This window comes from Pseudomonas sp. No.21, assembly GCF_054558415.1.
In genome coordinates, this window is the sequence record NZ_BAAJNO010000003.1 from 487166 (window position 1) to 511184 (window position 24019).

Annotated in this window: 21 protein-coding genes; 8 read left to right on the forward strand and 13 right to left on the reverse strand. The window is 68.6% G+C overall.

Annotated features, from left to right (window positions below):
- The first annotated feature begins 222 nt into the window (after positions 1 to 222).
- The 5 genes from ACYJSS_RS08140 (at position 223) to ACYJSS_RS08160 (ending at position 4083) form a co-directional block, all read left to right on the forward strand.
- Positions 223 to 828 (forward strand): outer membrane beta-barrel protein, encoded by a 606-nt coding sequence (locus ACYJSS_RS08140; protein ID WP_111263361.1) that lies wholly within the window; start codon positions 223 to 225, stop codon positions 826 to 828.
- 54 nt (positions 829 to 882) lie between these two features.
- A complete protein-coding gene (locus ACYJSS_RS08145; protein ID WP_111263360.1) occupies positions 883 to 1560 on the forward strand; it encodes a response regulator in 678 nt (225 codons plus the stop codon).
- Between the two features lie 53 nt (positions 1561 to 1613).
- Positions 1614 to 2930, forward strand: a complete 1317-nt coding sequence (locus tag ACYJSS_RS08150) for an ATP-binding protein (RefSeq protein ID WP_111263372.1) — start codon at positions 1614 to 1616, stop codon at positions 2928 to 2930.
- 300 nt (positions 2931 to 3230) lie between these two features.
- Positions 3231 to 3662 carry a YciI family protein gene (locus ACYJSS_RS08155; protein ID WP_111263359.1) on the forward strand — a complete coding sequence of 144 codons (432 nt, stop codon included), beginning with the start codon at positions 3231 to 3233 and terminating at the stop codon, positions 3660 to 3662.
- 10 nt (positions 3663 to 3672) lie between these two features.
- Positions 3673 to 4083, forward strand: coding sequence for a VOC family protein (locus ACYJSS_RS08160; protein ID WP_111263358.1), 411 nt, complete (start codon positions 3673 to 3675; stop codon positions 4081 to 4083).
- A 51-nt stretch (positions 4084 to 4134) separates the two neighbouring features.
- Here ACYJSS_RS08160 and ACYJSS_RS08165 read toward each other — a convergent pair whose 3' ends face one another.
- The 10 genes from ACYJSS_RS08165 to mnmC form a co-directional block, all read right to left on the reverse strand.
- Positions 4135 to 4377, reverse strand: a complete 243-nt coding sequence (locus ACYJSS_RS08165) for a YheU family protein (RefSeq protein ID WP_236204431.1) — start codon at positions 4375 to 4377, stop codon at positions 4135 to 4137.
- Between the two features lie 68 nt (positions 4378 to 4445).
- A complete protein-coding gene (locus tag ACYJSS_RS08170) occupies positions 4446 to 7202 on the reverse strand; it encodes a hybrid sensor histidine kinase/response regulator (RefSeq protein WP_459479598.1) in 2757 nt (918 codons plus the stop codon).
- A gap of 63 nt (positions 7203 to 7265) precedes the next feature.
- Complete coding sequence (locus ACYJSS_RS08175) at positions 7266 to 8462, reverse strand: osmoprotectant NAGGN system M42 family peptidase (protein WP_111263355.1); 1197 nt, start codon at positions 8460 to 8462, stop codon at positions 7266 to 7268.
- Positions 8463 to 8503: 41 nt separating this feature from the next.
- On the reverse strand, positions 8504 to 10261 hold the full coding sequence (ngg, locus tag ACYJSS_RS08180) for an N-acetylglutaminylglutamine synthetase (RefSeq protein WP_236204429.1): 1758 nt from the start codon (positions 10259 to 10261) through the stop codon (positions 8504 to 8506).
- Positions 10262 to 10274: 13 nt separating this feature from the next.
- Positions 10275 to 12044, reverse strand: coding sequence for an N-acetylglutaminylglutamine amidotransferase (locus tag ACYJSS_RS08185; RefSeq protein WP_111263353.1), 1770 nt, complete (start codon positions 12042 to 12044; stop codon positions 10275 to 10277).
- 135 nt (positions 12045 to 12179) lie between these two features.
- Positions 12180 to 12878, reverse strand: a complete 699-nt coding sequence (locus ACYJSS_RS08190; protein WP_236204428.1) for an MBL fold metallo-hydrolase — start codon at positions 12876 to 12878, stop codon at positions 12180 to 12182.
- A gap of 12 nt (positions 12879 to 12890) precedes the next feature.
- Positions 12891 to 13628: a sulfite exporter TauE/SafE family protein gene (locus tag ACYJSS_RS08195; RefSeq protein ID WP_111263351.1), complete on the reverse strand. Its 738-nt coding sequence runs from the start codon at positions 13626 to 13628 to the stop codon at positions 12891 to 12893.
- Complete coding sequence (locus tag ACYJSS_RS08200; RefSeq protein WP_236204427.1) at positions 13628 to 14167, reverse strand: rhodanese-like domain-containing protein; 540 nt, start codon at positions 14165 to 14167, stop codon at positions 13628 to 13630. The genes ACYJSS_RS08195 and ACYJSS_RS08200 overlap by 1 nt, the downstream gene beginning before the upstream one ends.
- Before the next feature lie 25 nt (positions 14168 to 14192).
- Positions 14193 to 14459, reverse strand: coding sequence for a metal-sensing transcriptional repressor (locus ACYJSS_RS08205; RefSeq protein WP_111263349.1), 267 nt, complete (start codon positions 14457 to 14459; stop codon positions 14193 to 14195).
- A gap of 141 nt (positions 14460 to 14600) precedes the next feature.
- Positions 14601 to 16562, reverse strand: a complete 1962-nt coding sequence (mnmC, locus tag ACYJSS_RS08210; RefSeq protein ID WP_236204426.1) for a bifunctional tRNA (5-methylaminomethyl-2-thiouridine)(34)-methyltransferase MnmD/FAD-dependent 5-carboxymethylaminomethyl-2-thiouridine(34) oxidoreductase MnmC — start codon at positions 16560 to 16562, stop codon at positions 14601 to 14603.
- A 385-nt stretch (positions 16563 to 16947) separates the two neighbouring features.
- Here mnmC and pap point away from each other — a divergent pair, with 385 nt between their 5' ends.
- Positions 16948 to 18435, forward strand: a complete 1488-nt coding sequence (gene pap / locus ACYJSS_RS08215; RefSeq protein ID WP_111263348.1) for a polyphosphate:AMP phosphotransferase — start codon at positions 16948 to 16950, stop codon at positions 18433 to 18435.
- A 125-nt stretch (positions 18436 to 18560) separates the two neighbouring features.
- Positions 18561 to 19745: a thiolase family protein gene (locus ACYJSS_RS08220; RefSeq protein ID WP_043247020.1), complete on the forward strand. Its 1185-nt coding sequence runs from the start codon at positions 18561 to 18563 to the stop codon at positions 19743 to 19745.
- 697 nt (positions 19746 to 20442) lie between these two features.
- On the opposite strand, the gene ACYJSS_RS08225 is transcribed toward ACYJSS_RS08220, so the two are convergent.
- Positions 20443 to 20649, reverse strand: coding sequence for a DUF6316 family protein (locus ACYJSS_RS08225; protein ID WP_021218429.1), 207 nt, complete (start codon positions 20647 to 20649; stop codon positions 20443 to 20445).
- A gap of 282 nt (positions 20650 to 20931) precedes the next feature.
- On the opposite strand from ACYJSS_RS08225, the gene ACYJSS_RS08230 reads away from it, so the two are divergent.
- Positions 20932 to 21885, forward strand: coding sequence for a DMT family transporter (locus ACYJSS_RS08230; RefSeq protein WP_236206172.1), 954 nt, complete (start codon positions 20932 to 20934; stop codon positions 21883 to 21885).
- Between the two features lie 129 nt (positions 21886 to 22014).
- Here the strand turns inward: ACYJSS_RS08230 and ACYJSS_RS08235 are convergent, their stop codons facing one another.
- Both ACYJSS_RS08235 and ACYJSS_RS08240 read right to left on the reverse strand, forming a co-directional pair.
- Entirely contained in the window at positions 22015 to 22632 is a 618-nt protein-coding gene (locus ACYJSS_RS08235) for an NAD(P)H-dependent oxidoreductase (RefSeq protein ID WP_236206173.1), read from the reverse strand.
- Positions 22625 to 24019, reverse strand: a complete 1395-nt coding sequence (locus ACYJSS_RS08240; protein ID WP_236206174.1) for a class II fumarate hydratase — start codon at positions 24017 to 24019, stop codon at positions 22625 to 22627. Before ACYJSS_RS08240 ends, ACYJSS_RS08235 begins: the two co-directional genes overlap by 8 nt.

The window sequence follows — 24019 nt, forward strand, 5'->3', positions numbered from 1 at the left end:
TTTTTTTGCCCCGGGCGGCGTATTCAGTGGGTCCCCGCGTTCGCGGGGATGACGGTGTGTGCCGAGGACTTTCCGCCAACCCGTCACTCCCGCGCGCGTCCTCGTGTCCATTGCAGATCGTTCAGCCGAGGTTCAGTGAGGGTTCAGGGGCGGTTCAGTGCCCCGCCGGCAAGATGGCTCCCGTGTTCAAGCACGAATTGAAATCCATCGGAGGAACGCCTCATGAAAACCATCCTGACTCCTATCGCTCTCGCCGCCGGCCTGGCCTTCGCCGCCACTTCCGCCCAGGCTGCCGACCCCTTCGTCGGCCTCACCTGGGGCCAGACCAACAACAACATCCAGAACTCCTCGGCGCTGAATGCCAACCTCGGTGACCCGAGCCTGGACAAGGTGATCCACAAGACCGGGACCTGGGGCGTACGCGCCGGCCAGATGGATGACAACGGCCGCTACTACGCCACCTACGAGAACTTCTCGGACACCGACCGTGGCAACAAGCTGCGCCAGCAGAACCTGCTCGGCAGCTACGACGTCTTCCTGCCCCTGGGGGACAACAACACCAAGCTGTTCGGTGGCGCCACCCTGGGCCTGGTCAAGCTGGAACAGGACGGTGTCGGCATGCGCCGCGACAGCGACATCGGCTACGCAGCGGGCCTGCAGGCCGGTATCCTCCAGCAGCTGAACAAGAACACCTCCATCGAGGCCGGCTATCGTTACCTGCGCACCAACGCCAGCACCGAAGTCGCGCCCCATGGTGGCGAGAAGCTCGGCTCGCTGGACCTGCACAGCAGCTCGCAGGCCTACCTGGGCGCCAGCTACAAGTTCTGACCAGTGCCACGCACGGCCGGGCCCAGCGCCCGGCCCTTGCCTGAGGAAATGCAGATGAAATTGCTGGTTGTGGAAGACGAGGCGCTGCTGCGCCATCACCTCCATACGCGCCTCGGCGAGCAGGGGCATGTGGTCGACGCGGTGGCCGACGCCGAAGAGGCGCTGTACCGCGCCAAGGAGTACCACCACGACCTGGCGGTGATCGACCTCGGCCTGCCCGGCATGAGCGGCCTCGATCTCATCCGCCAGCTGCGCAGCAGCGACAAGGTCTTTCCCATCCTCATACTCACCGCGCGCGGCAACTGGCAGGACAAGGTCGAAGGCCTGGCCGCCGGTGCCGACGACTACGTGGTCAAGCCGTTCCAGTTCGAAGAGCTGGAGGCGCGCCTCAACGCCCTGTTGCGGCGCTCCTCGGGCTTCGTCCAGTCCACCATCGAGGCCGGCCCGCTGCTGCTGGACCTCAACCGCAAGCAGGCGCAGATCGACGGCGCGCCCATGGCGTTGACCGCCTACGAATACCGCATCCTCGAATACCTCATGCGCCATCACCAGCAGGTGGTGGCCAAGGAGCGGCTGATGGAGCAGCTCTACCCCGGCGACGAGGAGCGCGACCCCAACGTCATCGAGGTGCTGGTGGGGCGCATCCGCCGCAAGCTGGAGGGCGAGCACGGCTTCAAGCCCATCGAGACGGTGCGCGGCCAGGGCTACCTGTTCACCGAGCGCTGCCGTTGAGCCACGCGGCCAGCCCCCGCCGTCGCGCCGGGTTTTCCCTGCGCCTGCGCCTGATGCTGGGCGCCACGGCGCTCGCGGTGCTGTTCATGCTGGTGCTGCTGCCCCTGCTGCGCAGCGCCTTCGACTACGCCCTGGACCAGGCCATCGAGAAGCGCCTGGCCGCCGACGCCAGTGCCCTGATCGCCGCCGCGCGCATCGTCGATGGCCGCCTGGACATGCCGGACAAGCTGCCCGACGAGGAATTCGACAACCTCGACGCCACCCAGCTCGGCTACATCTACGACAGCGAAGGCCGGCTGGTCTGGCAGTCGCGTTCCTCTGCCGATGAATCCGTGCACTACGAGCCGCGCTACGACGGCCGTGGCCACGAGTTCACCCGCGTGCACGATGTGCGCGGCCGCGAGTTCTTCGTCTACGACGTGGAGATCGACCTGCTGCGTGGCCAGGCCGCCGCCTTCAGCGTGGTCACCATGCAGCCGATGAGCGACTACCAGGTGATGCACGACGGCTTCGTCCACCAGCTCTACCTCTGGCTCGGCGCCGCCCTGGTGCTGCTCCTGACCCTGCTCTGGTTCGGCCTCACCTGGGGCTTCCGCAGCCTGCGCCGGCTCAGCGAGGAGCTGGACCAGGTGGAAGCCGGCGCCCGCGACTCCCTCAGCGAGGAGCACCCGCGCGAACTGCTGCGCCTCACCGGTTCGCTCAACCGCCTGCTGGAAAGCGAGCGCCAGCAGCGCGAGCGCTACCGCAATTCCCTCGACGACCTGGCCCACAGCCTGAAGACTCCGCTCTCGGTGTTGCAGGGCGTCAGCGAGACCATCAACAAGTCGGCCAACCCCGAGCAGGCGCATGTGCTGCGCAGCCAGATCGAGCGCATGAGCCAGCAGGTCGATTACCAGTTGCAGCGCGCCACCCTGCGCAAGAGCGGCCTGGTGCGCCACCGGGTGCGCCTGGCGCCGCTGCTCGACCTGCTCTGCGAGGCGCTGGACAAGGTCTACCGCGACAAGAAGGTGCAGGTCGAACGCGCCTTCGACCCCGCCCTCGACGTGCCGGTGGAGCAGGGCGCCTTGCTGGAGCTGCTCGGCAACCTGCTGGAGAACGCCTACCGCCTGTGCCTCGGCCGCATCCGCGTCAGCGCCGTGCAGGGCGCCGGCTTCTGCGAGCTGCGGGTGGAGGACGACGGCCCGGGTGTGCCGGTGGACCAGCGTGCGCGCATCCTCAAGCGCGGCGAACGCCTCGACGCCCAGCACCCCGGCCAGGGCATCGGCACCGCCGTGGTCCGCGACATCGTCGAGAGCTTCGACGGCGAGCTGGCGCTGGACGACTCCAGCCTCGGCGGCGCCGAGTTCCGCATCCGCCTGCCGCTGCACTGAGGGGTGGCGGGTTTTCCCCGCTCATCCGGCTTTCTTCCTGGTGGCGGCTGTTCGCGGCGCTGGCAGGGGGCTCCTGGTGCTCATCCACGGGGCGCCGTCCGGCGTTCCGTCCCTCCTGTCACCTGCGTGATTCCGAAGACCCACTAAGCTGTGATGCGCCTCCGCGCCCGCTTGCATCCACGTGGGGGGCGATGCGCGCGATTTTTTTTCGACGGGCTGTCGAAACCGGCGAAGCCCGTTCGACTAATGGACAGAACCGCCAGCCTGGCGGGCATGAAACCTGACAGAAGGAGCGACACGATGCGATTCATGGTGATGGTCAAGGCGACGAAGGAATCCGAAGCCGGCGAAATGCCCAGTGAAGAGCTGCTCGCCGCGATGGGCGCGTACAACCAGGAACTGATCGACGCCGGCATCATGCAGGCGGGCGAAGGGCTGCACCCCAGTTCCCGGGGGGCGCGGGTGACCTTTTCCGGCAGCAGCCGCACGGTGACCGACGGTCCCTTCGCCGAGACCCGCGAGCTGGTGGCCGGCTACTGGATCTGGGAAGTGGAATCCCTGGAGAAGGCCATCGAGTGGGTCAAGCGTTGCCCCAACCCGATGAGCGGCGAGTCGGACATCGAGATCCGCCAGATCTTCACCGCCGAAGACTTCGGTGCCGAATTCACCCCCGAGCTGCGTGAGCAGGAAGAACGCCAGCGCGCCCAGATGGCCGCCAGCCAACAACAATAAGGAGACGACCATGCGTATCAATGCCTACCTGATCTTCGCCGGCAACTGCCGCGAGGCCTTCGAGTTCTACCACCAGACCCTGGGCGGCGAGCTGCAGGTGATGACCTTCGGCGAATCCCCGGCGGCCGAACACGTGCCCGCAGAGTTCCACGACCGCGCCATCCACGCCTGCCTCTGCGTCGGCGACCAGTCGCTGATGGCCTCGGACACCACGCCGGAACACCCCTACGACGGCATCCGTGGTTGCTCGGTGTCGCTCAACGTCGATTCCATCAAGGAAGCCGAGCGCGTGTTCGCCGCGCTTTCGGCCGGTGGCAAGGTGCAGATGCCGCTGGAGGCGACCTTCTGGGCCGCCCGCTTCGGCATGCTCGAAGACCGCTTCGGCGTGCCGTGGATGGTCAACTGCGAGAAGGATCAGTAAGCCGCGCAAACGCGCAGCGACTGTGTCGGGCGTCGGTTTCGTCGGGCGCTGTCACTCGTCCTCGGCGGACTCGAGCAATTGCCTCGGCACTTCGCTGCGCAGCATCAGCTGGCATTGCTGGCTGTCCGGGTCGAAGACGATCACCGCCTGCTTCTTCTCCAGGGCATGGCGGACGCGGGCGACGCGGGTTTCCAGCGGGGTTTCGTCGCCGTTGTCGGTGCCGTCGCGGGTGACGAAGTCCTCGATCAGGCGGGTCAGGGTGTCGGCTTCGAGCAGGTGGTGGGGAATCAGCATGGTGGACCTCGGGGGCAGGCGGCGATCCTAGCGCGATGATCGCCGCGACGCCATGCGCGGGCGTCGGCTCAGGCCGAGTGCTCCTGGCCCTGGCGCACCAGCAGGCGGTCGAGGGTGGCGAAGAGCAGGGCGCTGTCCAGCGGCTTGCCGAGGAAGTCGTCCATGCCGGCCTCGGCGCCGGCGTCGCGGTGTTTGTCGAGGATGTGCGCGGTCAGCGCGACGATGGGCACCGCCGGCAACTGGCGGCTGCGCTCGAACTGGCGGATGCGCCTGGTCGCCTCGAAACCGTCCATCTCCGGCATCTCGCAATCCATCAGGATCAGTTGCACGCCGGCCGGCTCGCGCTCGTATTCGTTCACCGCGGCCACGCCGTTGGCCACGGTGCGCACGCGGTAGCCGCGCTTGCGCAGGAAGCCCTGCACCACCAGCTGGTTCACCGGGTTGTCCTCGGCGACCAGGATGCAGGGCGCCGAGCCCGCGTCGCTGAAGGCCTCGCTGAGGATCGGGCGCGGCTCCTGGCGGCGTTCCTGGTAGAGGTCGGCAAGGGCTTCGCGCAGGGGCACCACGGCCAGCGGCTGGGCCATGGCGATCAGGCGCAGGCCGTTGCTCTGGGGCAGGTTCTGGCACTGCTCGGGCGGGCACAGCAGGAGGATGCGCTGCCCCGGCTCCAGGCGCGGGCGCAGGGAGTCGAGCCAGTGCGCGGCGCTGCCCGGCCAGGGCGCCACCAGCACCAGCAGCGGCGGCACGGCGAAGTCGTCGAGGTACTCGTGCAGGCGCTCGGGGGTCTGGCAGCGCTCGGTGCGCATGCCCCAGCGACCCAGCAGGCGGCTCAGGGCGTCGAGGCCGAGGCCGTCGAGGGAGGTGAGCAGGGCGGTCTTGCCCTTGAGCAGGCGCAGCAGTTCGTCGTCTTCCTCGGTGCCTTCCTGCAGGGGCATGTCGAAGGCGAAGCGGGTGCCCTGGCCTGCGGTGCTCTGCACTTCGATGCGCCCGCCCATCATTTCCACCAGCTCCTTGCTGATGGCCAGGCCCAGGCCGCTGCCGCCGTAGCGGCGGGTGGTGCTGGAGTCGCCCTGGGCGAAGGAGTCGAACAGCTGGGACAGCGCCTCGTTGCGGATGCCGATGCCGCTGTCGCTGATGGCGAAGATCAGGTGCGGCTCGCCGAGTGAGTTGGAGCGGCGGCAGACGTTCAGCGCCACATGGCCCTCGGCGGTGAACTTGAGGGCGTTACTCAAGAGGTTCATCAGCACCTGCTTGAGGCGCGTGGGGTCGCCCTTGATGCGCCGTGGCACGCCACTCTCCAGGCTGATGTAGAGGCGCAGGCGCTTGTCCAGGGCCTGGGCGGTGAACAGGCTGAGGGTGTCGGAGAGCAGTTGCTCCAGGTCGAACTCGATGTGTTCCAGGGTCAGCTTGCCGGACTCGATGCGGGCGTAGTCGAGGATGTCGTTGATCACCGCCATCAATGCGCTGCCGGAGCTGGAGATGGTGTCGACGTAGAAGCGCTGGCTGCGGTCCAGCGGGGTTTCCTTGAGCAGTTGCAGCATGCCCAGCACACCGTTGAGCGGGGTGCGGATCTCGTGGCTCATCTTGGCCAGGAAGCGGCTCTTGGCGCGGCTCTCGACATGCGCCTGCTCGGCGGCCTGGCGCGAGCGGAAGCCTTCTTCCTTGAGGGTGTTGATGCGGTCGGCGAGGCCGATGGAGAGGGTGATCAGCTCGATGGTCACGCCGATCTTCACCACCGTGGCGCCGAAGATGCCCAGCACCTCCACGCCCAGCGAGCCGGTGGTGGCCTGGATGAAGGCGAACAGCAGGATGCCCCAGGCCAGGGTGTAGTAGGAGCCGTAGCGCACGCCCCGGCGCCAGACGTAGATGCCGGCCAGCAGCAGCAGCAGCGAGACGGCCGAGACGGTGAGGCTGGCGAGGATGTTCCAGGCCTGCAGGCCGATCACCGGTGCCGAGACGAACACCGCCAGGGTCGCCAGCATCGCCACCCGCAGCGTCGTGTCCAGGCGCGGGAAGTACTGCTTGGCGTGGAGGAAGTGGCGGCTGAACTGCACGGCGGTGAGGCAGTGCAGGTACATGAGGATGTAGATGCTCACCGACTGGAAGGCCACGTGTTCGGGCAAAAGCTTGAACAGCATGCCGTCGAAGCAGGCGGCCAGCAGGCCGACGTTGAGGTTGTAGGCCAGGTACCAGAGGTAGGCCGACTCGCGCAGCGAGATGTAGAGGAACAGGTTGTAGAAGAACATGGCGAACAGCACGCCGTAGAAGGCGCCGTTGAACCCCATGAGGTTTTCCTGCGCCGCCGCGCTGGCGCCGTAGGTGCTGAAGAACAGCGGCACGAAGAGGGTGCTGGTGCTTTCCACCCGCAGCAGCAGGGTGTTGGTGCCCGGCTGCAGGTCGAGGGGGAACCAGAAGTTGCGCACCTGCACCGGGCGCTGGGCGAAGGCGAAGCTGTCGCCGCTCTCCTGCTCCTGCAGGTGGCCGTCGGGTTCGAAGAGGAAGACCTTGATGTGGTCGAGCAGCGGGTAGTTGGCTTCCAGGTAGCCCGACAGCGGGTGCTGGCGGCTGTTGACCAGGCGCACCTTGAACCACCAGACCGAGCTGTTCTTGCCCATGTTGGCGTGCTCGCCGTGCACCGGGGTGAAGGCTTCGTCCGGCAACTGGCGCAGGTCGGCGAGCTGCAGCTTGCCCTCGGGGTCTTCCAGGTAGCCCATGAAGGGGCTCAGCGACAGGCGCAGGTCCTCGCGGTCCAGGGGTGCGCTTTGCAGCGCCCAGACCTGGCCGGTGAGGCAGAACAGCAAGAGCGCCAGACAGAGGCGAGGCATCCTTTCACCCCATTGTTTTTATTCACCCGTGGCCTGGCACTTTGCCTTTATGTGAGGTGGCCTTCAAGCGTCGCTTTCGCCCTTGCCCACGAGACTTCCGACAGTCGGTACGCGGGTGTCGTTTTCCATCTGCGCGGTGTGTTCCAGCTGGTGGCTGAACGGCTCCAGGGAGTTCTGCGCGGCGTCGGCGTCGCTGGCGAACACCGGCGGGCTCATCATGTAGGCGCCCAGCAGGCGGGCCATGGCTTCCAGGCTGTCGATGTGGGTGCGCTCGTAGCCGTGGGTGGCGTCGCAGCCGAAGGCCAGCAGGGCGGCGCGGGTGTCGTGGCCGGCGGCGATCGCGGACTGGGCATCGCTGTGGTAGTAGCGGAACAGGTCGCGACGGACGGGGATGACGTTCTTCTCGGCGAGCTTCAGCAGGTGCCGCGAGAGGTGGTAGTCGTAGGGGCCGGCGGAATCCTGCAGGGCGACGCTGACGGCGTGCTCGCTGGACTGCTGGCCGGGGGCGACCGGGGCGATGTCGATGCCGACGAATTCGCTGACGTCCCACGGCAGCGCGCCGGCGGAACCGGAGCCGATCTCCTCGGTGATGGTGAACAGCGGGTGGCAGTCGATGGGCGGCACCAGCTTGGCTTCGGTGATGCCCTTGAGCGCGGTGAGCAGGGCGGCGACGCCCGCCTTGTCGTCCAGGTGGCGGGCGCTGATGTGGCCGCTCTCGGTGAACTCGGGCAGCGGGTCGAAGGCGACGAAGTCACCGATGCACACGCCGAGGGATTCGCAATCGGCGCGGGTCGAGCTGTAGGCGTCCAGGCGCAGTTCGATGTGGTCCCAACTGATGGGCATGCTGTCCACTTCGGTGTTGAAGGCGTGGCCGGAGGCCAGCAGCGGCAGCACGCTGCCACGGATCACCCCGGTGTCGGTGAACACGCTGACGCGGCTGCCCTCGGCGAAGCGGCTGGACCAGCAGCCCACCGGCGCCAGGGCCAGGCGGCCGTTGTCCTTGATCTGGCGGACGATGCCGCCAATGGTGTCCAGGTGCGCCGCCACCGCGCGGTCGGGGCTCTTCTGCCGGCCCAGCAGGGTGGCGCGGATGGTGCCGCGACGGGTCAGCTCGAATGGGATGCCCATCTCCTCCAGGCGCTCGGCGACGTAGCGCACGATGGTGTCGGTGAAGCCGGTGGGGCTGGGGATGGCGAGCATCTCCAGGAGCACCTGGCGCAGGTAGTTGATGTCGGGTTCGGGGAGTTTTCTGGCAGTCATGGCGTCTCCTTTGCGAGGTGCCGGGCCCATGGGCCCGGGACTCAGGACAGCGGCTGGCTGAGGGGGAACAGCAGGTCGATGAAGCGCTCGGCGGTGGGCTGCGGCTGGTGGTTGGCCAGGCCGACGCGCTCGTTGGCCTCGATGAACACGTAGTCGGGCTGGTCGGCGGCGGGCACCAGCAGGTCCAGGCCCACCACGGGGATGCCCAGGGCGCGGGCGGCACGGACGGCCGCCTCGCCCAGGCGCGGATGGAGGATGCCGGTGACGTCTTCCAGGGTGCCGCCGGTGTGCAGGTTGGCGGTGCGGCGCACGGCGAGGTGGGTGCCCTCGGGTAGCACGTCGTCGTAGCCGTAGCCGGCGTCCCTGAGGGTGCGTTCGGTCTCCTCGTCGAGGGGGATGCGGCTTTCGCCTCCTGTGGCGGCCTGGCGCCGGCGGCTCTGCGCCTCGATCAGCGAGCGGATGCTGCGCTGGCCGTCGCCGACGATCTCCGCCGGGCGGCGGATCGCCGCCGCGACCACCTCGTAGCCGATCACCACGATGCGCAGGTCATGGCCCTGGTGGAAGCTCTCCAGCAGCACGCGGCTGTCGAAGCGCCGGGCGTTGTCGATGGCCGCTTCCACCTCGGCGGCGCTGCGCAGGTTCACGGCCACGCCATTGCCCTGCTCGCCGTCCACCGGCTTGACCACCAGGGCGCCATGTTCGGCGAGGAAGGCGGCGTTCTCCTCCGGCGTGCCGGCCAGGCGCTGCGCCGGCAGGCTGAGGCCGGCGCGGGCCAGGGTGCTGTGGGTGAGGGTCTTGTCCTGGCACAGGGTCATGCTGACGGCGCTGGTCATGTCCGACAGCGATTCGCGGCAGCGCACGCTGCGCCCGCCCTGGCTGAGGCTGAAGAGCCCGGCGCGGGCGTCGTCGACGCGCACCTCGATGCCGCGGCGGTGGGCCTCGTCGACGATGATGCGCGCGTAGGGGTTGAGGTCCTCTTCCGGGCCGGGGCCGAGGAACAGGGTCTGGTTGATGCCGTTCTTGCGCTTGATGGCGAAGGTCGGCAGGTCGCGGAAGCCCAGCTTGGAGTAGAGCGCCTTGGCCTGGCGGTTGTCGTGCAGCACCGAGAGGTCGAGGTAGGCCAGGCCACGGCTCATGAAGTGCTCGATGAGGTGGCGCACCAGGGCCTCGCCGACGCCGGGGCGGTTGCATTGCGGGTCCACCGCCAGGCACCAGAGGCTGGAGCCGCCTTCCGGGTCGTGGAAGGCCTTGCGGTGGTTGAGGCCCATCACGCTGCCGACCACCTGGTTGCTCGTCGAGTCCTCGGCCAGCCAGTACACCGGGCCGCCCTGGTGGCGCGGGGTGATGGCGTCGTGGTCCACCGGCAGCATGCCGCGGCTGCGGTACAGCTGGCTGATGGCCTGCCAGTCCTCCTCGCTGTGGGCGCGCCGGATACGGAAGCCCCTGAAGGCCCGGCGCGCCGGGCGGTAGTCGGTGAACCACAGGCGCAGGGTGTCGGAGGGGTCGAGGAACAGCTGTTGCGGCGCCTGGGCCAGCACCTGCTGGGGGGCGGCCACATAGAGGGCGATGTCGCGCTCGCCGGGGCTTTCGGCCAGCAGCTCGCGGGCCAGGCTGGCCGGGTCCGGGTAGGTGTGGCCCAGCAGCAGGCGGCCCCAGCCGCAATGCAGCACCTGGACCTGCTCGGCCTGTTCGTCCTTGTGCTCTTCCGCCAGGCGTGCCTGCAGGCGCTCGTAGGAGGGCGCCTGGCCGCGCAGCAGACGCTGGCTCTGCACGTACTGCTGGCTGGTAAAGAATTTCATCGCGAATCTCTCCTTAGAGTCCCTGCTCGTTGAGCCAGAGGTTGAGCGCCGCCATCTGCCACAGCTTGGAGCCGCGCAGCGGGGTCAGGTCTTCGCCGGGGTTGGCCAGCAGGCGTTCGAGGGTGGCGGCGTTGAACAGGCCGCGATCCTGGCTCGGGTCCAGCAGCAGTTCGCGCACCCAGTCGCGGGTCTTGCCCTGCAGGTGCTTGAGGCCGGGCACGGGGAAGTAGCCCTTGGGCCGGTCGATCACCTCGTGGGGGATGACCTGGCGGGCGACTTCCTTGAGCACCTGCTTGCCGCCATCGCCCAGCTTGAAGCGCGAGGGGATGCGCGCGGAGAGCTCGACCACGCGGTAGTCGAGGAACGGCACCCGCGCTTCCAGGCCCCAGGCCATGGTCATGTTGTCGACGCGTTTGACCGGGTCGTCCACCAGCATGATGGTGCTGTCCAGGCGCAGGGCCTTGTCCACCGGGTCCTCGGCGCCGGGGCGGGCGAAGTGCTCGCGGACGAAGTCGCCGGCCACGTCCCCGGTGAGCCAGGCCGGCTGCACGGTGTCGCGGTAGTCGGCGTGGCTGCGGTCGAAGAACGCGGCGCGGTAGGTGGCGAAGGGGTCGGTCGTGTCGGCCAGTGGCGGGTACCAGTGGTAGCCGCCGAACAGTTCGTCGGCGCCCTGGCCGCTCTGCACCACCTTGCAGTGCTTGGAGACCTCGCGGGAGAGCAGGTAGAAGGCGATGCAGTCGTGGCTGACCATCGGCTCGCTCATGGCGCGGAAGGCCGCCGGCAATTGCTCGATGATCTCGTGCTCGCCCACCCGCAGCTGGTGGTGGCGGGTGCCGTAGCGGCGGGCGATGAGGTCGGAGTATTCGAACTCGTCGCCGCGCTCGCCGCCGGCGTCCTGGAAGCCGATGGAGAAGGTCAGCAGGTCCTCGACGCCGGCCTCGGCCAGCAGGCCCACCAGCAGGCTGGAGTCGACGCCGCCGGAGAGCAGCACGCCCACTTCGCGGGCCGCGCGCTGGCGCACGGAAACGGCGTCACGCAGGCTGCCCAGCAGCCGGTCGCGCCAGTCGGCCAGTTCCAGCCCGGCGTCCTCGGCGCCGTGGCCGTAGTCGAGGGTCCACCAGGTGCCCTGGTCGGTGTTGCCCTCGGCGTCGATCATCATCCAGCTGGCCGGCGGCAGCTTCTCGATGCCCTTGACCAGAGTGCGCGGGGCCGGCACCACGGCGTGGAAGCTGAGGTAGTGGTTGAGCGCCTCGGCATCCAGGGTGCCGTCGATGTCGCCGCCCTTGAGCAGCGCCGGCAGGCTGGAGGCGAAGCGCAGGCGGCTGGCCGTGCGCGACAGGTACAGCGGCTTGATGCCGAGGCGGTCGCGGGCCAGGAACAGGCGCTGGCTGCCCGGCTCCCAGATGCCCAGGGCGAACATGCCGTTGAGCTTGGGCAGCATGTCCTTGCCCCAGGCGTGCCAGGCCTTGGCCAGCACCTCGGTGTCGCCGCCGGAGCGGAAGCGATAACCGAGGGCCTGCAGCTCTTCACGCAGCTCGGGGAAGTTGTAGATGGCGCCGTTGAAGCTCATGGCCAGGCCCAGGTCGGGTTCGACCATCGGCTGCGCCGAGCCGTCGGACAGGTCCATGATCTTCAGCCGGCGGTGGCCCAGGGCGACGGGGCCCTGGCTATGGAACCCCCAGGCGTCGGGGCCGCGAGGGGCGAGGTGATGGGTGATGCGTTCGACCGCTGCCAGGTCGGCGGGTCGCTTGTCGAAACGTAACTCTCCAGAAATGCCGCACATAGTTCCTTACCGGTTCTGCCGTTGGGGATACCACCCGCTTTATGCAGGTAGTAAGAGTCCGACCGGTATCTTTGCGGATGGTTTAGATCAAATAGTTATGAGGGGAAGGGGCGCTTTCCGCCCCTGGGGCGCGCCTCAGGGGCGGCCGCAGGCGCGGTTGGCGGGCACGGCGATGTCCATCAGGCGCGGGTTGGGCAGGCGCAGGCTGGCCATCAGCGCGGCATAGGCCTCGGCGTCCGCCACCTGCAGGCGCGGATTGTGGGCACGTTCCTCGGCGATGCTCGAACGGGTCCAGCCCCGATAGTCGTGGCCGGGGCACACCTCGGTGTCGCCGGCCAGCGCCAGCAGGCGCTGCAGGCTGGCCCACTGGGCGCGGGCGTCGCCGTTCTGGAAGTCGGTGCGCCCGGTGCCGCGGATCAGCAGGGTATCGCCGGTGAACACCCGCGCCGGAGTGCCGTCGACGGGATTGGCGGGCAGCAGGAAGCAGTAGGAGTCCGCGGTGTGCCCGGGCGTGTACCAGGCGATCAGCTCGCGGGTGCCGAAGCGCAGGCGCGCGCCGTCGGCGAAGGTGAAGCTGGCGCAGGTGCTGCCGCTTTGGGCACCGAATCCGCTCTGGCAGCCGGTGGCCTCGCGCAGGTCGCCCAGGGCGGTGATGTGGTCGGCGTGGGTGTGGGTATCGAGCGCCAGCACCAGGCGCAGCCCGAGCTCATCGAGCAGGCGCAGGTAGGCGTCGAGCTGTTCCTTCACCGGGTCGATCAGCACCGCCTCGCCGGCGTCGGCGAGCAGGTAGGTGTAGGTGGAGCTTTGGGCATCGAAGAGTTGGCGCAGCAGCATGGTGCAATCTCCTCAGATCAGTTTCTGCAGGGCCACCGACAGGCTGGTGATCACCAGCAGCACCGCGAACAGGCGTTGCAGCGCCGGGCCGCCGAGGCGGTGGGCCAGGCGGTTGCCGACCAGCATGCCGAGCGCGCCGCCGACTGCCAGGGCACCGAGCAGCAGCGCCGGAGGCTGGGCCTGGCCCAGGTAGAGCAGGAAGCCACCGCCGGACACCACCACGACCACCGCCAGGGAGGTGGCGGTGGCGGCCAGTACCGAAAGCGGCGTGAACCAGAGTAGCGCCGGAACCACCAGGAAGCCGCCGCCGACGCCCATCAAACCCGACAACACGCCGACGCCCAGACCGATGGCCAGCAACGGCAGGTAACGCAAGGGGCCCGTGCCGGGGCGCGGCTGTTCGGCACCGTGCCACAGGCGCCACGCGGACCACAGCACCAGCAGGCAGAAGCCGGTGATCAACAGGCCCTCCGGCACCCGGTGGCCGAGCCACTGGCCCAGGGCGTTGCCGGGCAGGCCGGTGGCGGCGAGCAGCAGCACCGGGGGCCAGGCCACCAGGCCCTGGCGCAGGCGCAGCAGGGTGCCGACCAGGGCGGTGAGGGCCACCGCGCCGAGGCTCACGCCGACCGCGTCGCGCAGCGGCAGGTGCAGGCTGAGCAGCAAGGGCAGGGCCACCAGCGAGCCACCTGCGCCGGTCAGCCCGAGCAGCAGGCCGAGCAGGGTGCCGATGGCGAGGGCTTCGAGAAGCATCAGCGGTTCCAGGGCATGCGGGCGAGCACCAGGGCCAGGCCGCAGGTCCCGCTCAGCCCGGCGAAGGTGAGGCCGGCACCGACGAAGCCGCTCAGCAGGTACCAGCCGGGATGCAGCCAGGTACCGAGGACGACGCCCAGCAGCACCAGGCTGCCGGCGGTGATCTGCACCTGGCGCTGCAACTCCAGGCCGCCGCCGCTGCCTTCGCGGGGCATGCCGCAGGCCAGGCAGGCATCGGTGCCGCCCTCGATCACCTGCACGCCCGGCAGCAGGGCGCTCAAGCGCTCGGCCGCCTGCCGCGCACGCTGGCCTTTCTGGCAGATCAGGTAGAGCTCGTCGCCGGTGCCGAGGCCTTCGCCACGCAGGCGTTCGGCCAGGCGGGCGGGGTCCAGGTTGCCCAGCGGTTCGTTGCGGGCGCCGGCGATGTGCCCGGCGCGGTATTCCGCCGGGCTGCGCACGTCGACGAGGAAGCGGGCGCCTCCCCGCTGGTGGAGTTCGGCGAAGCGCGGAGCGTCGATCAGGCGGATGGCGTCGTTCATGTCTGGTACTCCCTGGGAGTATGGGTCAGGTGTACTTGGTGAAGATCGCGCGGACCCGCGCCAGGGTCTCGGCATCGTCGCGATCCGGGTCGAGCACGGTTTCCTCGACCAGGCAGGCGAGCATCTCCTGGTAGGCCTTGTCGAGCGCCTTGCGGGCGGCCGAGAACTGCTGCGCGATGGCCTCGCAGGGCTCGCCGCGGCGGATCATCGCCTGGATGCCACGCACTTGCCCCTCGACCCGGGCCAGGCGCTTGAGCATGGCGTCCTGGCGTTCCGGCGTGGGGCCGCTCATGGCGCCAGCGCCTTTGCCAGCGGCTGATGGGGTGCGATGGGCATGGTGGATACTCCCGTGGATTTATACGGGGGGGAGTATAGGATCGGCTCGACGGGTTGTCAGCTGCGGCAGGTTGCCGCCTGGCGGATAGCCCGGCGGCTAGCGCCCGCGTACCAGACGGCGCAGGGGGAAGCGGTTGGGGTGGCAGGCTTCGGCGACATCGCGGGGCACGGGCAGCGGCTCGCCCTCCAGCCAGGCGGCCAGCAGTTCGCCGGCCAGCGGCGCGGTGATCAGCCCGCGCGAGCCGTGGCCGCTGTTGACGTAGAGGCCATCGAGCCAGGGCGCGGGTACGTCCGGCACCTGGCGAGCGTCGCGGCCGAGCACCGCATAGGCCTCGGCGAAGGCATCGGCATCGCACAGCGGGCCCACCAGCGGCAGGTAGTCGGGTGTGGTGCAGCGGAAGGCGGCGCGGCCTTCGAGCACGGCGGGGTCGAGCCGGTCGGCCTGCAGGCGCGCGGCGAGGTCGGGGGAAATCTCCCGCAGCAGGTCGAGGTTGCCGGCGTGTTCGGCGGTGGTCGGGGCCAGGTCCTGGCTGTGGAAGTCGAAACTGGCACCCAGGGTGTGCTCGTCGTTGCGCACCGGCGCCACGTAGCCTTCGGCGCAGACCACGGTCGCCAGGGCGCGGCTGCCCTCGGTCGCCGGCAGGCGGGTGATCTGCCCACGGATGCGCTTGAGCTGCATCCCGGTGGCCTGGGGAAAGCGCAGGATTTCGGCGGCGCCGGCGAGCACCGCGACCGGTGCCTCGGCGATCACCCGCTCGCCATCCAGCGCCTGCCACCGGCCGTTCTCGCGACGCAATTGCAGGGCCTCGCTGTGGGGCAGCAGGCGGATGCCGGGCCGGGCGGCCAGCCAGCGGCATAGGGCCGGTGGGTGCACCCAGCCGGCCTCGGGGTAGAACAGCCCGCCGGCGGGCAGGGGAATGCCGGCGATGGCTTCGGCCTGCTCGCGGTCGAGGTGGCGCAGCAGGCCGGCGGGGAAGGCTTCGGCGAGGCGCGCCTGGCGCTCGGCTTCCTTGGCTTCGAAGGCCAGTTGCAGGACGCCGCAACCTTGCCAGTCCTGATCCGGCTGCAGGTGCTGGAGCAGGCGGCGGGTGTGGCCGAAGCCGCTTACGATCAGCCGCGACAGCGCGGTGCCGTGGGCGGAGAGCTTGAGGTACAGCACCCCCTGGGGATTGCCCGAGGCCTCTTCGGCGACGCCGGCATGGCGCTCCAGCAAGGTCACCTGCCAGCCCCGTGCGGCGAGGCTGGCGGCGCTGGCGCAGCCGGCGAGGCCGGCGCCTATCACCAGGGCCTGGCGCTCGCCGGCATGCGCGGCGGGCCGTGCGAACCAGGGCTTGGCGGCCGGCGCGGGCTCGCCCAGGAAGTGCCCCCGGCTCATGTGCCACTTGTTGCCGAAGCCCTGGGCGCGGCGGATCTGGAAGCCCGCCTCCTTGAGTGCGCGACGCACGAACCCGGCGCTGGTGAAGGTGGCCAGGGTGGCACCCGGCGCGCTGAGCCGTGCCAGTTGTGCGAAGAGTTCGGGGGACCACATCTGCGGGTTCTTGGCCGGGGCGAAGCCGTCGAGGAACCAGGCGTCGATGCGTGCGTCCAGTTCGGGCAGGCACTCCAGCGCATCGCCCACCAGCAGCGTCAGGGTCACGCGGCCGCCGGCGAGCGAGAGACGCTGGAAGCCGGGGTTGATGGCGCGGTACTGGTCCAGCAGTGCGTCGGCGAACGGCGCCAGTGGCGGCCACAGCGCCAGGGCGCGGGCCAGGTCGTCGCGGGCCAGGGGGAATTTCTCGACGCTGACGAAGTGCAGCCGCGCATCGGCCGGCGCGTGCGCCTCGAAGAGTTGCCAGGTGCAGAGGAAATTGAGCCCGGTGCCGAAGCCGGTCTCGCCCACCACCAGGCGTCCACCCGCGCCGAGTTCGGCGAAGCGGCGCGGCAGGTCGTTGCCGTCGAGGAACACGTGGCGGGTCTCGTCGATGCCCGAGGCGGGGGAGAAGTAGACGTCGTCGAACTCGCGCGACAGCGGCTGGCCCTGCTCATCCCAGTCGAGCAGTGCGTGATGGAAATCGGACATGGAGGACCCCGGCGGAACGAAGCGCGAATAGTAGCCGATCACGGTGCCGCGGCGCGTGCGACAGGGGGCCGCTCGGGGCGGCGGGCGAGCAGCTGGAGGCTTCGCGAGCCGCGCCTCGCAAAGCCGTGGCATCTTGGGCCATCTCTGCATTAGCCGTTGTGGGCTTGATGCGAAGCGCAAGCACAGTGCTTTCTGGGGGCATTCATGACTCCCTGTCCTGCCCACCGCGTGGGTTTCGCTTCGCTCTACGCCACCCTACGCAAGCCATCGCGCCCCCGCACACCGATGAAGCTGCTGGCGACACTTGGCGCAGACAGAGTCGAATCTTTCACCCCGCAGCGGTGCGTCTTCCGCTATTTTTTCTCCACCAACCAGGGAGAGTCGCATGTTCGAATCTGCGGAAATCGGTCATTCCATCGACAAGGAAACCTACGATAAAGCCGTGCTGGAATTGCGCGAGGCGTTGCTGGAGGCGCAGTTCGAGCTCAAGCAGCAGGCGCGTTTCCCGGTGATCATCCTGATCAACGGTGTGGAAGGAGCGGGCAAGGGCGAGACGGTGAAGCTGCTCAATGAGTGGATGGACCCGCGCCTGATCCATGTCGAGAGCTTCCTCATGCCCACCGACGAGGAGCTGTCGCGCCCGCCGCAGTGGCGCTTCTGGCGCAAGCTGCCGCCCAAGGGGCAGACCGGCATCTTCTTCGGCAACTGGTACAGCCAGATGCTCCATGCGCGGGTCGAGGGCGACATCAAGGACGCGCGCTTCGACCAGGCCATCGAATCCGCCGAGCGCTTCGAGCGCATGCTCTGCGACGAGGGCGCGCTGATCTTCAAGTTCTGGTTCCACCTGTCCAAGAAGCAGCTCAAGCAGCGCCTCAAGGACCTGGAGAAGGACCCGCAGCGCAGCTGGAAGCTCAACCCGCTGGACTGGAAGCAGAGCCAGACCTACGACCGCTTCGTGCGCTTCGGCGAGCGCATGCTGCGCCGCACCAGCCGCGACTACGCGCCCTGGTACGTGGTCGAGGGCATCGACGAGAACTACCGCAGCCTCAGCGTCGGCCGCATCATCCTCGAAGGCCTGCAGGCCGCGCTCAAGCGCAAGGACCGCCCGGTGCCGCAGCCCCACGCGGCGCCCCTGGTCTCCAGCCTGGACCACCTCAGCCTGCTCGACAGCCTCGACCTCAGCCTGAAGCTCGACAAGGACGACTACAAGGAACAGCTGGCCACCGAGCAGGCGCGCCTGGCCGGGCTGATGCGCGACAAGCGCATGCGCGGACACGCGCTGATGGCGGTGTTCGAGGGCAACGACGCGGCCGGCAAGGGCGGGGCCATCCGCCGCGTCACCGGCGCCCTGGACCCGCGCCAGTACCGCACCGTGCCCATCGCCGCGCCCACCGAGGAAGAGCGCGCCCAGCCCTACCTGTGGCGCTTTTGGCGGCACGTGCCGCCGCGCCGGCAGTTCACCATCTTCGACCGCTCCTGGTACGGCCGCGTGCTGGTGGAGCGGGTCGAGGGCTTCTGCTCGGAGGCCGACTGGCTGCGTGCCTACAGCGAGATCAACGACTTCGAGGAGCAGCTGCACGACCACGGCATAGTCGTGGTGAAGTTCTGGCTGTCGATCGACAAGGACGAGCAGATGGCGCGCTTCAAGGAGCGCGAGGAAACCTCGTTCAAGCGCTACAAGATCACCGAAGAGGACTGGCGCAACCGCGACAAGTGGGACCTCTACGTCGACGCGGTGGGCGACATGGTGGACCGCACCAGCACCGAGCTGGCGCCCTGGACCCTGGTGGAGGCCAACGACAAGCGCTACGCCCGGGTGAAGGTGCTGCGCACCATCAACGAGGCGCTGGAGCAGGCGTTCAGGAAGGGCTGAACCGGTGGGCGATGGCCGCGCATACGCAGGATGAATGATCGTCGCCCACAGACATTGGGTGGATTTATCCTCGCCCTCATCGTCAATGGACACCCGTCCTCAAACCGACAAGAAAGAGGTGCGTCATGCGTGAAGTGGTGATAGTCGACAGCGTTCGGACCGGCCTGGCCAAGTCCTTCCGTGGCAAGTTCAACATGACCCGGCCGGACGACATGGCCGCCCACTGCGTGAACGCCCTCCTGGCGCGCAACGACCTGGACCCGGCGCTGGTGGACGACTGCGTCGTCGGTGCCGGCTCCAACGAAGGCGCCCAGGGCCACAACATCGGCCGCAACGTGGCCGTGCTGTCCGGCCTGGGCATCGGTGTCGCCGGCATGACCCTGAACCGCTACTGCTCCTCGGGCCTGCAGGCCATCGCCATCGCCGCCAACCAGATCGCCTCCGGCTGCAGCGACGTGATGGTCGCCGGCGGCGTCGAGTCCATCACCCTGACGCTGAAAAGCATCAACCAGGATAACTTCGTCAACCCGCGCCTGAAGCTGGAACACCCCGGCATCTACTACCCGATGGGGCAGACCGCCGAGATCGTCGCGCGCCGCTACAACGTCAGCCGCGAGGCCCAGGACCTGTACGCCCTGCAGAGCCAGCAGCGCACCGCTCGCGCCCAGGCCGCCGGCCTGTTCGACGACGAGATCGTGCCGATGAACGTGAAGTACGGCGTCGAGGACAAGGCCACCGGCGAGAAGAAGATCCTCGAGGGCGTGGTCGACCGCGACGACTGCAACCGCGCCGATACCACCCTGGAAGGCCTGGCTTCGCTGAAGCCGGTGTTCTCCGAGGACGGTTCGGTCACCGCCGGCAACTCTTCGCAGCTCTCCGACGGCGCCTCCATGACCCTGCTGATGAGCCTGGACAAGGCCATCGAGCTGGGCCTCAAGCCGCGCGCATTCTTCCGCGGCTTCACCGTGGCCGGCTGCGAGCCGGACGAGATGGGCATCGGCCCTGTGTACTCGGTGCCCAAGCTGCTCAAGGCACGCGGCCTGTCGGTGGACGACATCGACCTGTGGGAACTGAACGAAGCCTTCGCCTCGCAGTGCCTGTATGCCCGCGACCACCTGGGCATCGACAACGAGAAGTACAACGTCAACGGCGGCTCGATCTCCATCGGCCACCCCTTCGGCATGACCGGTTCGCGCCAGGTCGGCCACCTGGTGCGCGAGCTGCAGCGCCAGGGCAAGCGCTACGGCATCGTCACCATGTGCGTGGGCGGCGGCATGGGCGCCACCGGGCTGTTCGAAGCGGTGCGCTGATCCGCTCCACGGACGCCGCAATGACAAAACCCGCAACGGCCTGGCTGCTGCGGGTTTTTATTTGGGCGCTGCGTACCCTGGGGCGGCGGCGTTTTTTGTAGGGGCGACTTCAGTCGCCAAGCGGCGCACAGCGCCGCCCTGCGGGAGCGAATTCATTGGCTCTGTCGGCGTTAGCTGTTGTGGTTTTAATGCAAGCGCTCAAGCACGGCTATTTTCGGGCACCCAAGGGTTCGTTCCCCCCCACCGCATGGGTTTCGCTTCGCTCTACACCATCCTACGAAAGCCCGTGCGCACCACATGGCGATGCGCTGGACGAAGAAAGGTGGGGCAGCCGCCAACGCCCCTCCAGGAGGCCGAACGCAGTCGTTGCGCCGGGGGACGAGCGGCATGGATGCCGCGAGAGGCGCGCCAGGCCATGGATGGCCCATCGCGCCGGCCCCCAGAGCAACGATGGAGTGAGGGAACCCCGGCGAAGCCGGGGCCGGATGATGGGGCAAGCCCTTTTGGTTTCTTTTGGGTGGTTCGGCACCCCGACGACTGCCAAAAGAGACTCGCCCGGGGGGGCGAAACCAGAAACATCACCAGAGCTCGGCAATCAGCTGGACTCAAATCCTCTAGCAACACTTAACGCAGACAGAGCCAATTCATTCGCGATGAGAAGCCGCCGGGGCTGCGCTTGCGGTCGTATGTGCGGCGCTCAGAGGCGGCTGGCGATGATGTCGTCGGCCTGCATCATGCGGCGGATGTAGAAGGCGATCTCGCGCTCGGCGTCGGCGCGGGTGAAGTAGGGGCCTTCCAGGGTGCCTTCGCGGGTGGCGAAGAAGTACTGCCCATTCACCGCGCTGACGCGGTCGCTGCGGTAATGGGTGCTGGCTGCGGCGTCCACGGTGCGTTGCCCGAACATGCTGATTACTCCGGGGTGAATGGGTCGGATGATTGTTGAGTCTAATCCGCGTCCCGGTGCCTGCGCGCTCAGGCGATAGGCGGTACGAATCGGCGCCTGATCGCGACCGTTCGCTGCATTTCCATAAAAATGGCGCTGGAAACCTGACGCTTGGCGGCGGTGCGACCGGTACAGTTAGGCGTCGCTCGCGCAGGTAATTGTCGCTGTGTGCGTCGCAGGGCAGGTTCTAGAATGAGCGGCCCGCCGCCTTGCCGGCCGGGTCCCTTCCGCTTCGAGGTCTTCATGCACATTTCTTCCGGCCGTTGGCTCTACGGCCTGTTCCTCGCTCTGGTCACCGCCGTGCTCTGGGGCATCCTGCCGATCAAGCTCAAGGAAGTACTGAAGGTGATGGACCCGGTCACCGTGACCTGGTTTCGCCTGCTGGTCTCCGGCTCGCTGCTGTTCGTCTGGCTCGCCGCGACCCGCCGGCTGCCGCGCTTCCGCCCGTTGGGGCGCAAGGGGGGCGGGCTGGTGGCGCTGGCCATCGCCGGGCTGCTGGGCAACTACGTGCTCTACCTGATCGGCCTGAAGATGCTCAGCCCCGGCACCACGCAGCTGGTGATCCAGGTGGCGCCGATCCTGTTCCTGATCGGCAGCCTGTTCATCTTCAAGGAGAGTTTCAGCCTCGGCCAGGCGCTCGGGCTGGCGGTGCTGGTGCTGGGCTTCGGGCTGTTCTTCAACCAGCGCCTGGATGAGCTGCTCACCTCCCTCGGCACCTACACCACCGGGGTGCTCATCGTGCTGGCGGCGGCCTTCGTCTGGACCTTCTACGGGCTGGCGCAGAAGCAACTGCTGACGGTGTGGAATTCCATGCAGGTGATGATGGTGATCTACCTCGGCTGCGCCGCGTTGCTGACGCCCTGGGTGGCGCCGCTGGAGGCGCTGCAACTGTCGCCGCTACAGGGCTGGCTGTTGCTGGCCTGCTGCCTGAACACCCTGGTGGCCTATGGCGCCTTCGCCGAGGCCCTGGCCCACTGGGAGGCTTCGCGGGTCAGCGCGACCCTGGCCATCACCCCGCTGGTGACCTTCGCCTCGGTGGCCCTGGCCGCCAGCCTTTGGCCCGATCACGTGGTGCCCGAGCAGCTCAATGGCATCGCCTACGGTGGCGCGCTGCTGGTGGTGCTGGGCTCCGCGCTGACCGCCCTCGCGCCCTCGCTGGTGCGCAGCTGGAGGGCGCGCCAGGTTCGCGCGCTGTAGAGGGGGCTTGCGGGGGCGCTCCGTGCCGCCGCTTTCCCGGGCTGAAGCCCGGGCTACGTTGGAATCCTTAAGACACCCCTCGCTGGGCCTCGCTGCGCTCGGTGCCAACCTACGCCGGTTGGCGCCGGGCTAGTTGCGGGTGCCCAGGGTTTCCGCCTTGCGCAGCCAGGCCTGGCGCTGTTCCTCGGAGGAGGTGCGCACCGGGGCGAATTCGGCCAGGCGGCGGGTCTTGATGCCGCAGAAGCCGAGGATGGTGCGGGTCATCTGCCGGTGCCCGGGAGCGCCGTAGATCCAGCGGAAGTACCAGGGCGGCGTGTCCAGGGTCACCAGCAGGTCGGCGGTGCGGCCTTCCAGCAACTTTTCCCAGGAGCGCGCGCCGCGGTAGCGGAAGGCGAAGCCGGGGAGGAACACCCGGTCGAAGAAACCCTTGAGCAGGGCCGGCACGCCGCCCCACCAGACCGGGTAGACGAACACCAGGTGCTCGGCCCAGTGGATCTGCCGCTGGGCCTCCAGCAGGTCGGGCTCCAGGGCCTGGCTCTGGTCGTAGCCCTGGTGCAGCACCGGGTCGAACGCCATCTCGCCGAGCTTGAGCAGGCGCACCACGTGGCCTTCGCTGCGGGCGCCCTGGGCATAGGCTTCGCCGAGGGCGTTGCACAGGCTGTTGTCCTTGGGCGAGCCGAAGATCATGAGGATGCGCTTGCCGTCGCCTTCCAGGGGCGTGGCGCCGTGCTTGGTGGCTTCAACCATGCTGGCCGGCCTCCAGCATGGTTTCCGGGCGGACCCAGGCGTCGAAGTCCTCGGCGCTGACGAAGCCCAGCGCCAGCGCCGCCTCGCGCAGGGTGGTGCCCTCGCCGTAGGCCTTCTTGGCGATCTGCGCGGCCTTGTCGTAGCCGATGTGGGGGTTGAGCGCGGTGACCAGCATCAGCCCGCGCTCCAGGTGCTCGGCCATGCGCGCCGCATCGGGTTCCATGCCGGCCACGCAGTGGCGCTGGAAGTTGCGCGAGCCGTCGGCCAGCAGGCGGATGGATTGCAGCAGGTTGTGGGCGATCACCGGCTTGAACACGTTGAGCTGCAGGTGGCCCTGGCTCGCGGCGAGGCTGATGGTGGTGTCGTTGCCGATCACCTGGCAGGCGAGCATCGACAGCGCCTCGCACTGGGTCGGGTTGACCTTGCCGGGCATGATCGAGCTGCCCGGCTCGTTGGCCGGCAGCCTCACTTCGGCCAGGCCGCCACGGGGGCCGGAGCCCAGCAGGCGCAGGTCGTTGGCGATCTTCATCAGCGCCACGGCGAGGGTCTTCAGCGCGCCGGAGAGCGCCACCAGCGGTTCGTGCCCGGCGAGGGCGGCGAACTTGTTGGGCGCGGAGACGAAGGGCAGCCCGGCCAGTGCCGCCAGCTCGGCCGCCATGGCCTCGGCGAAGCCGTGGGGCGCGTTGAGCCCGGTGCCGACGGCGGTGCCGCCCTGGGCCAGTTGGTAGACCGCCGGCAGGGCGTTGCGGATGGCGCGCTCGGCGTAGTCGAGCTGGGCGACGAAGGCGGAGAGCTCCTGGCCGAAGGTGATGGGCGTGGCGTCCATCATGTGGGTGCGCCCGGTCTTCACCAGGTGGGCATGCCGCGCGGCCTGCTCGGCGAGGCCGCCGGTGAGTTCGGCGAGGGCCGGCAGCAGCTCGTCGTTCACCGCCCGGGCCACGGCGATGTGCATGGCGGTGGGGAAGCTGTCGTTGGAACTCTGCGCATGGTTGACGTGGTCGTTCGGGTGCACCGGGCTCTTGCCGCCGCGCTGGCCGCCGGCCAGTTCGTTGGCGCGGCCGGCGATGACCTCGTTGACGTTCATGTTGCTCTGGGTGCCGCTGCCGGTCTGCCACACCACCAGGGGGAACTGGTCGTCGTGGCGGTGGGCGAGCACTTCGTCCGCCGCCTGTTCGATGAGCCGGGCGATGTCCGGGGCGACGGTGCCGTTGCGGCCGTTGACCCGTGCGGCGGCCTTCTTGATCAGGGCCAGGCCGTGCACCACCGCCAGCGGCATGCGTTCGACGCCGATGGCGAAGTTCTCCAGGGAGCGCTGGGTCTGGGCGCCCCAGTAGGCGTCTTCGGCGACTTCGACCGGCCCCAGGCTGTCTGTTTCGGTACGGCTCAT

What these genes read in the sequence shown, in the direction of transcription:
- ACYJSS_RS08140 (WP_111263361.1), top strand. Translation starts at nt 223, where the DNA reads ATGAAAACCATCCTGACTCCTATCGCTCTCGCCGCCGGCCTGGCCTTC.
- ACYJSS_RS08145 (WP_111263360.1), top strand. Translation starts at nt 883, where the DNA reads ATGAAATTGCTGGTTGTGGAAGACGAGGCGCTGCTGCGCCATCACCTC.
- ACYJSS_RS08150 (WP_111263372.1), top strand. Translation starts at nt 1,614, where the DNA reads ATGCTGGGCGCCACGGCGCTCGCGGTGCTGTTCATGCTGGTGCTGCTG.
- ACYJSS_RS08155 (WP_111263359.1), top strand. Translation starts at nt 3,231, where the DNA reads ATGCGATTCATGGTGATGGTCAAGGCGACGAAGGAATCCGAAGCCGGC.
- ACYJSS_RS08160 (WP_111263358.1), top strand. Translation starts at nt 3,673, where the DNA reads ATGCGTATCAATGCCTACCTGATCTTCGCCGGCAACTGCCGCGAGGCC.
- ACYJSS_RS08165 (WP_236204431.1), bottom strand. Translation starts at nt 4,377, where the DNA reads ATGCTGATTCCCCACCACCTGCTCGAAGCCGACACCCTGACCCGCCTG.
- ACYJSS_RS08170 (WP_459479598.1), bottom strand. Translation starts at nt 7,202, where the DNA reads ATGCCTCGCCTCTGTCTGGCGCTCTTGCTGTTCTGCCTCACCGGCCAG.
- ACYJSS_RS08175 (WP_111263355.1), bottom strand. Translation starts at nt 8,462, where the DNA reads ATGACTGCCAGAAAACTCCCCGAACCCGACATCAACTACCTGCGCCAG.
- ngg (WP_236204429.1), bottom strand. Translation starts at nt 10,261, where the DNA reads ATGAAATTCTTTACCAGCCAGCAGTACGTGCAGAGCCAGCGTCTGCTG.
- ACYJSS_RS08185 (WP_111263353.1), bottom strand. Translation starts at nt 12,044, where the DNA reads ATGTGCGGCATTTCTGGAGAGTTACGTTTCGACAAGCGACCCGCCGAC.
- ACYJSS_RS08190 (WP_236204428.1), bottom strand. Translation starts at nt 12,878, where the DNA reads ATGCTGCTGCGCCAACTCTTCGATGCCCAAAGCTCCACCTACACCTAC.
- ACYJSS_RS08195 (WP_111263351.1), bottom strand. Translation starts at nt 13,628, where the DNA reads ATGCTTCTCGAAGCCCTCGCCATCGGCACCCTGCTCGGCCTGCTGCTC.
- ACYJSS_RS08200 (WP_236204427.1), bottom strand. Translation starts at nt 14,167, where the DNA reads ATGAACGACGCCATCCGCCTGATCGACGCTCCGCGCTTCGCCGAACTC.
- ACYJSS_RS08205 (WP_111263349.1), bottom strand. Translation starts at nt 14,459, where the DNA reads ATGAGCGGCCCCACGCCGGAACGCCAGGACGCCATGCTCAAGCGCCTG.
- mnmC (WP_236204426.1), bottom strand. Translation starts at nt 16,562, where the DNA reads ATGTCCGATTTCCATCACGCACTGCTCGACTGGGATGAGCAGGGCCAG.
- pap (WP_111263348.1), top strand. Translation starts at nt 16,948, where the DNA reads ATGTTCGAATCTGCGGAAATCGGTCATTCCATCGACAAGGAAACCTAC.
- ACYJSS_RS08220 (WP_043247020.1), top strand. Translation starts at nt 18,561, where the DNA reads ATGCGTGAAGTGGTGATAGTCGACAGCGTTCGGACCGGCCTGGCCAAG.
- ACYJSS_RS08225 (WP_021218429.1), bottom strand. Translation starts at nt 20,649, where the DNA reads ATGTTCGGGCAACGCACCGTGGACGCCGCAGCCAGCACCCATTACCGC.
- ACYJSS_RS08230 (WP_236206172.1), top strand. Translation starts at nt 20,932, where the DNA reads ATGCACATTTCTTCCGGCCGTTGGCTCTACGGCCTGTTCCTCGCTCTG.
- ACYJSS_RS08235 (WP_236206173.1), bottom strand. Translation starts at nt 22,632, where the DNA reads ATGGTTGAAGCCACCAAGCACGGCGCCACGCCCCTGGAAGGCGACGGC.
- ACYJSS_RS08240 (WP_236206174.1), bottom strand. Translation starts at nt 24,019, where the DNA reads ATGAGCCGTACCGAAACAGACAGCCTGGGGCCGGTCGAAGTCGCCGAA.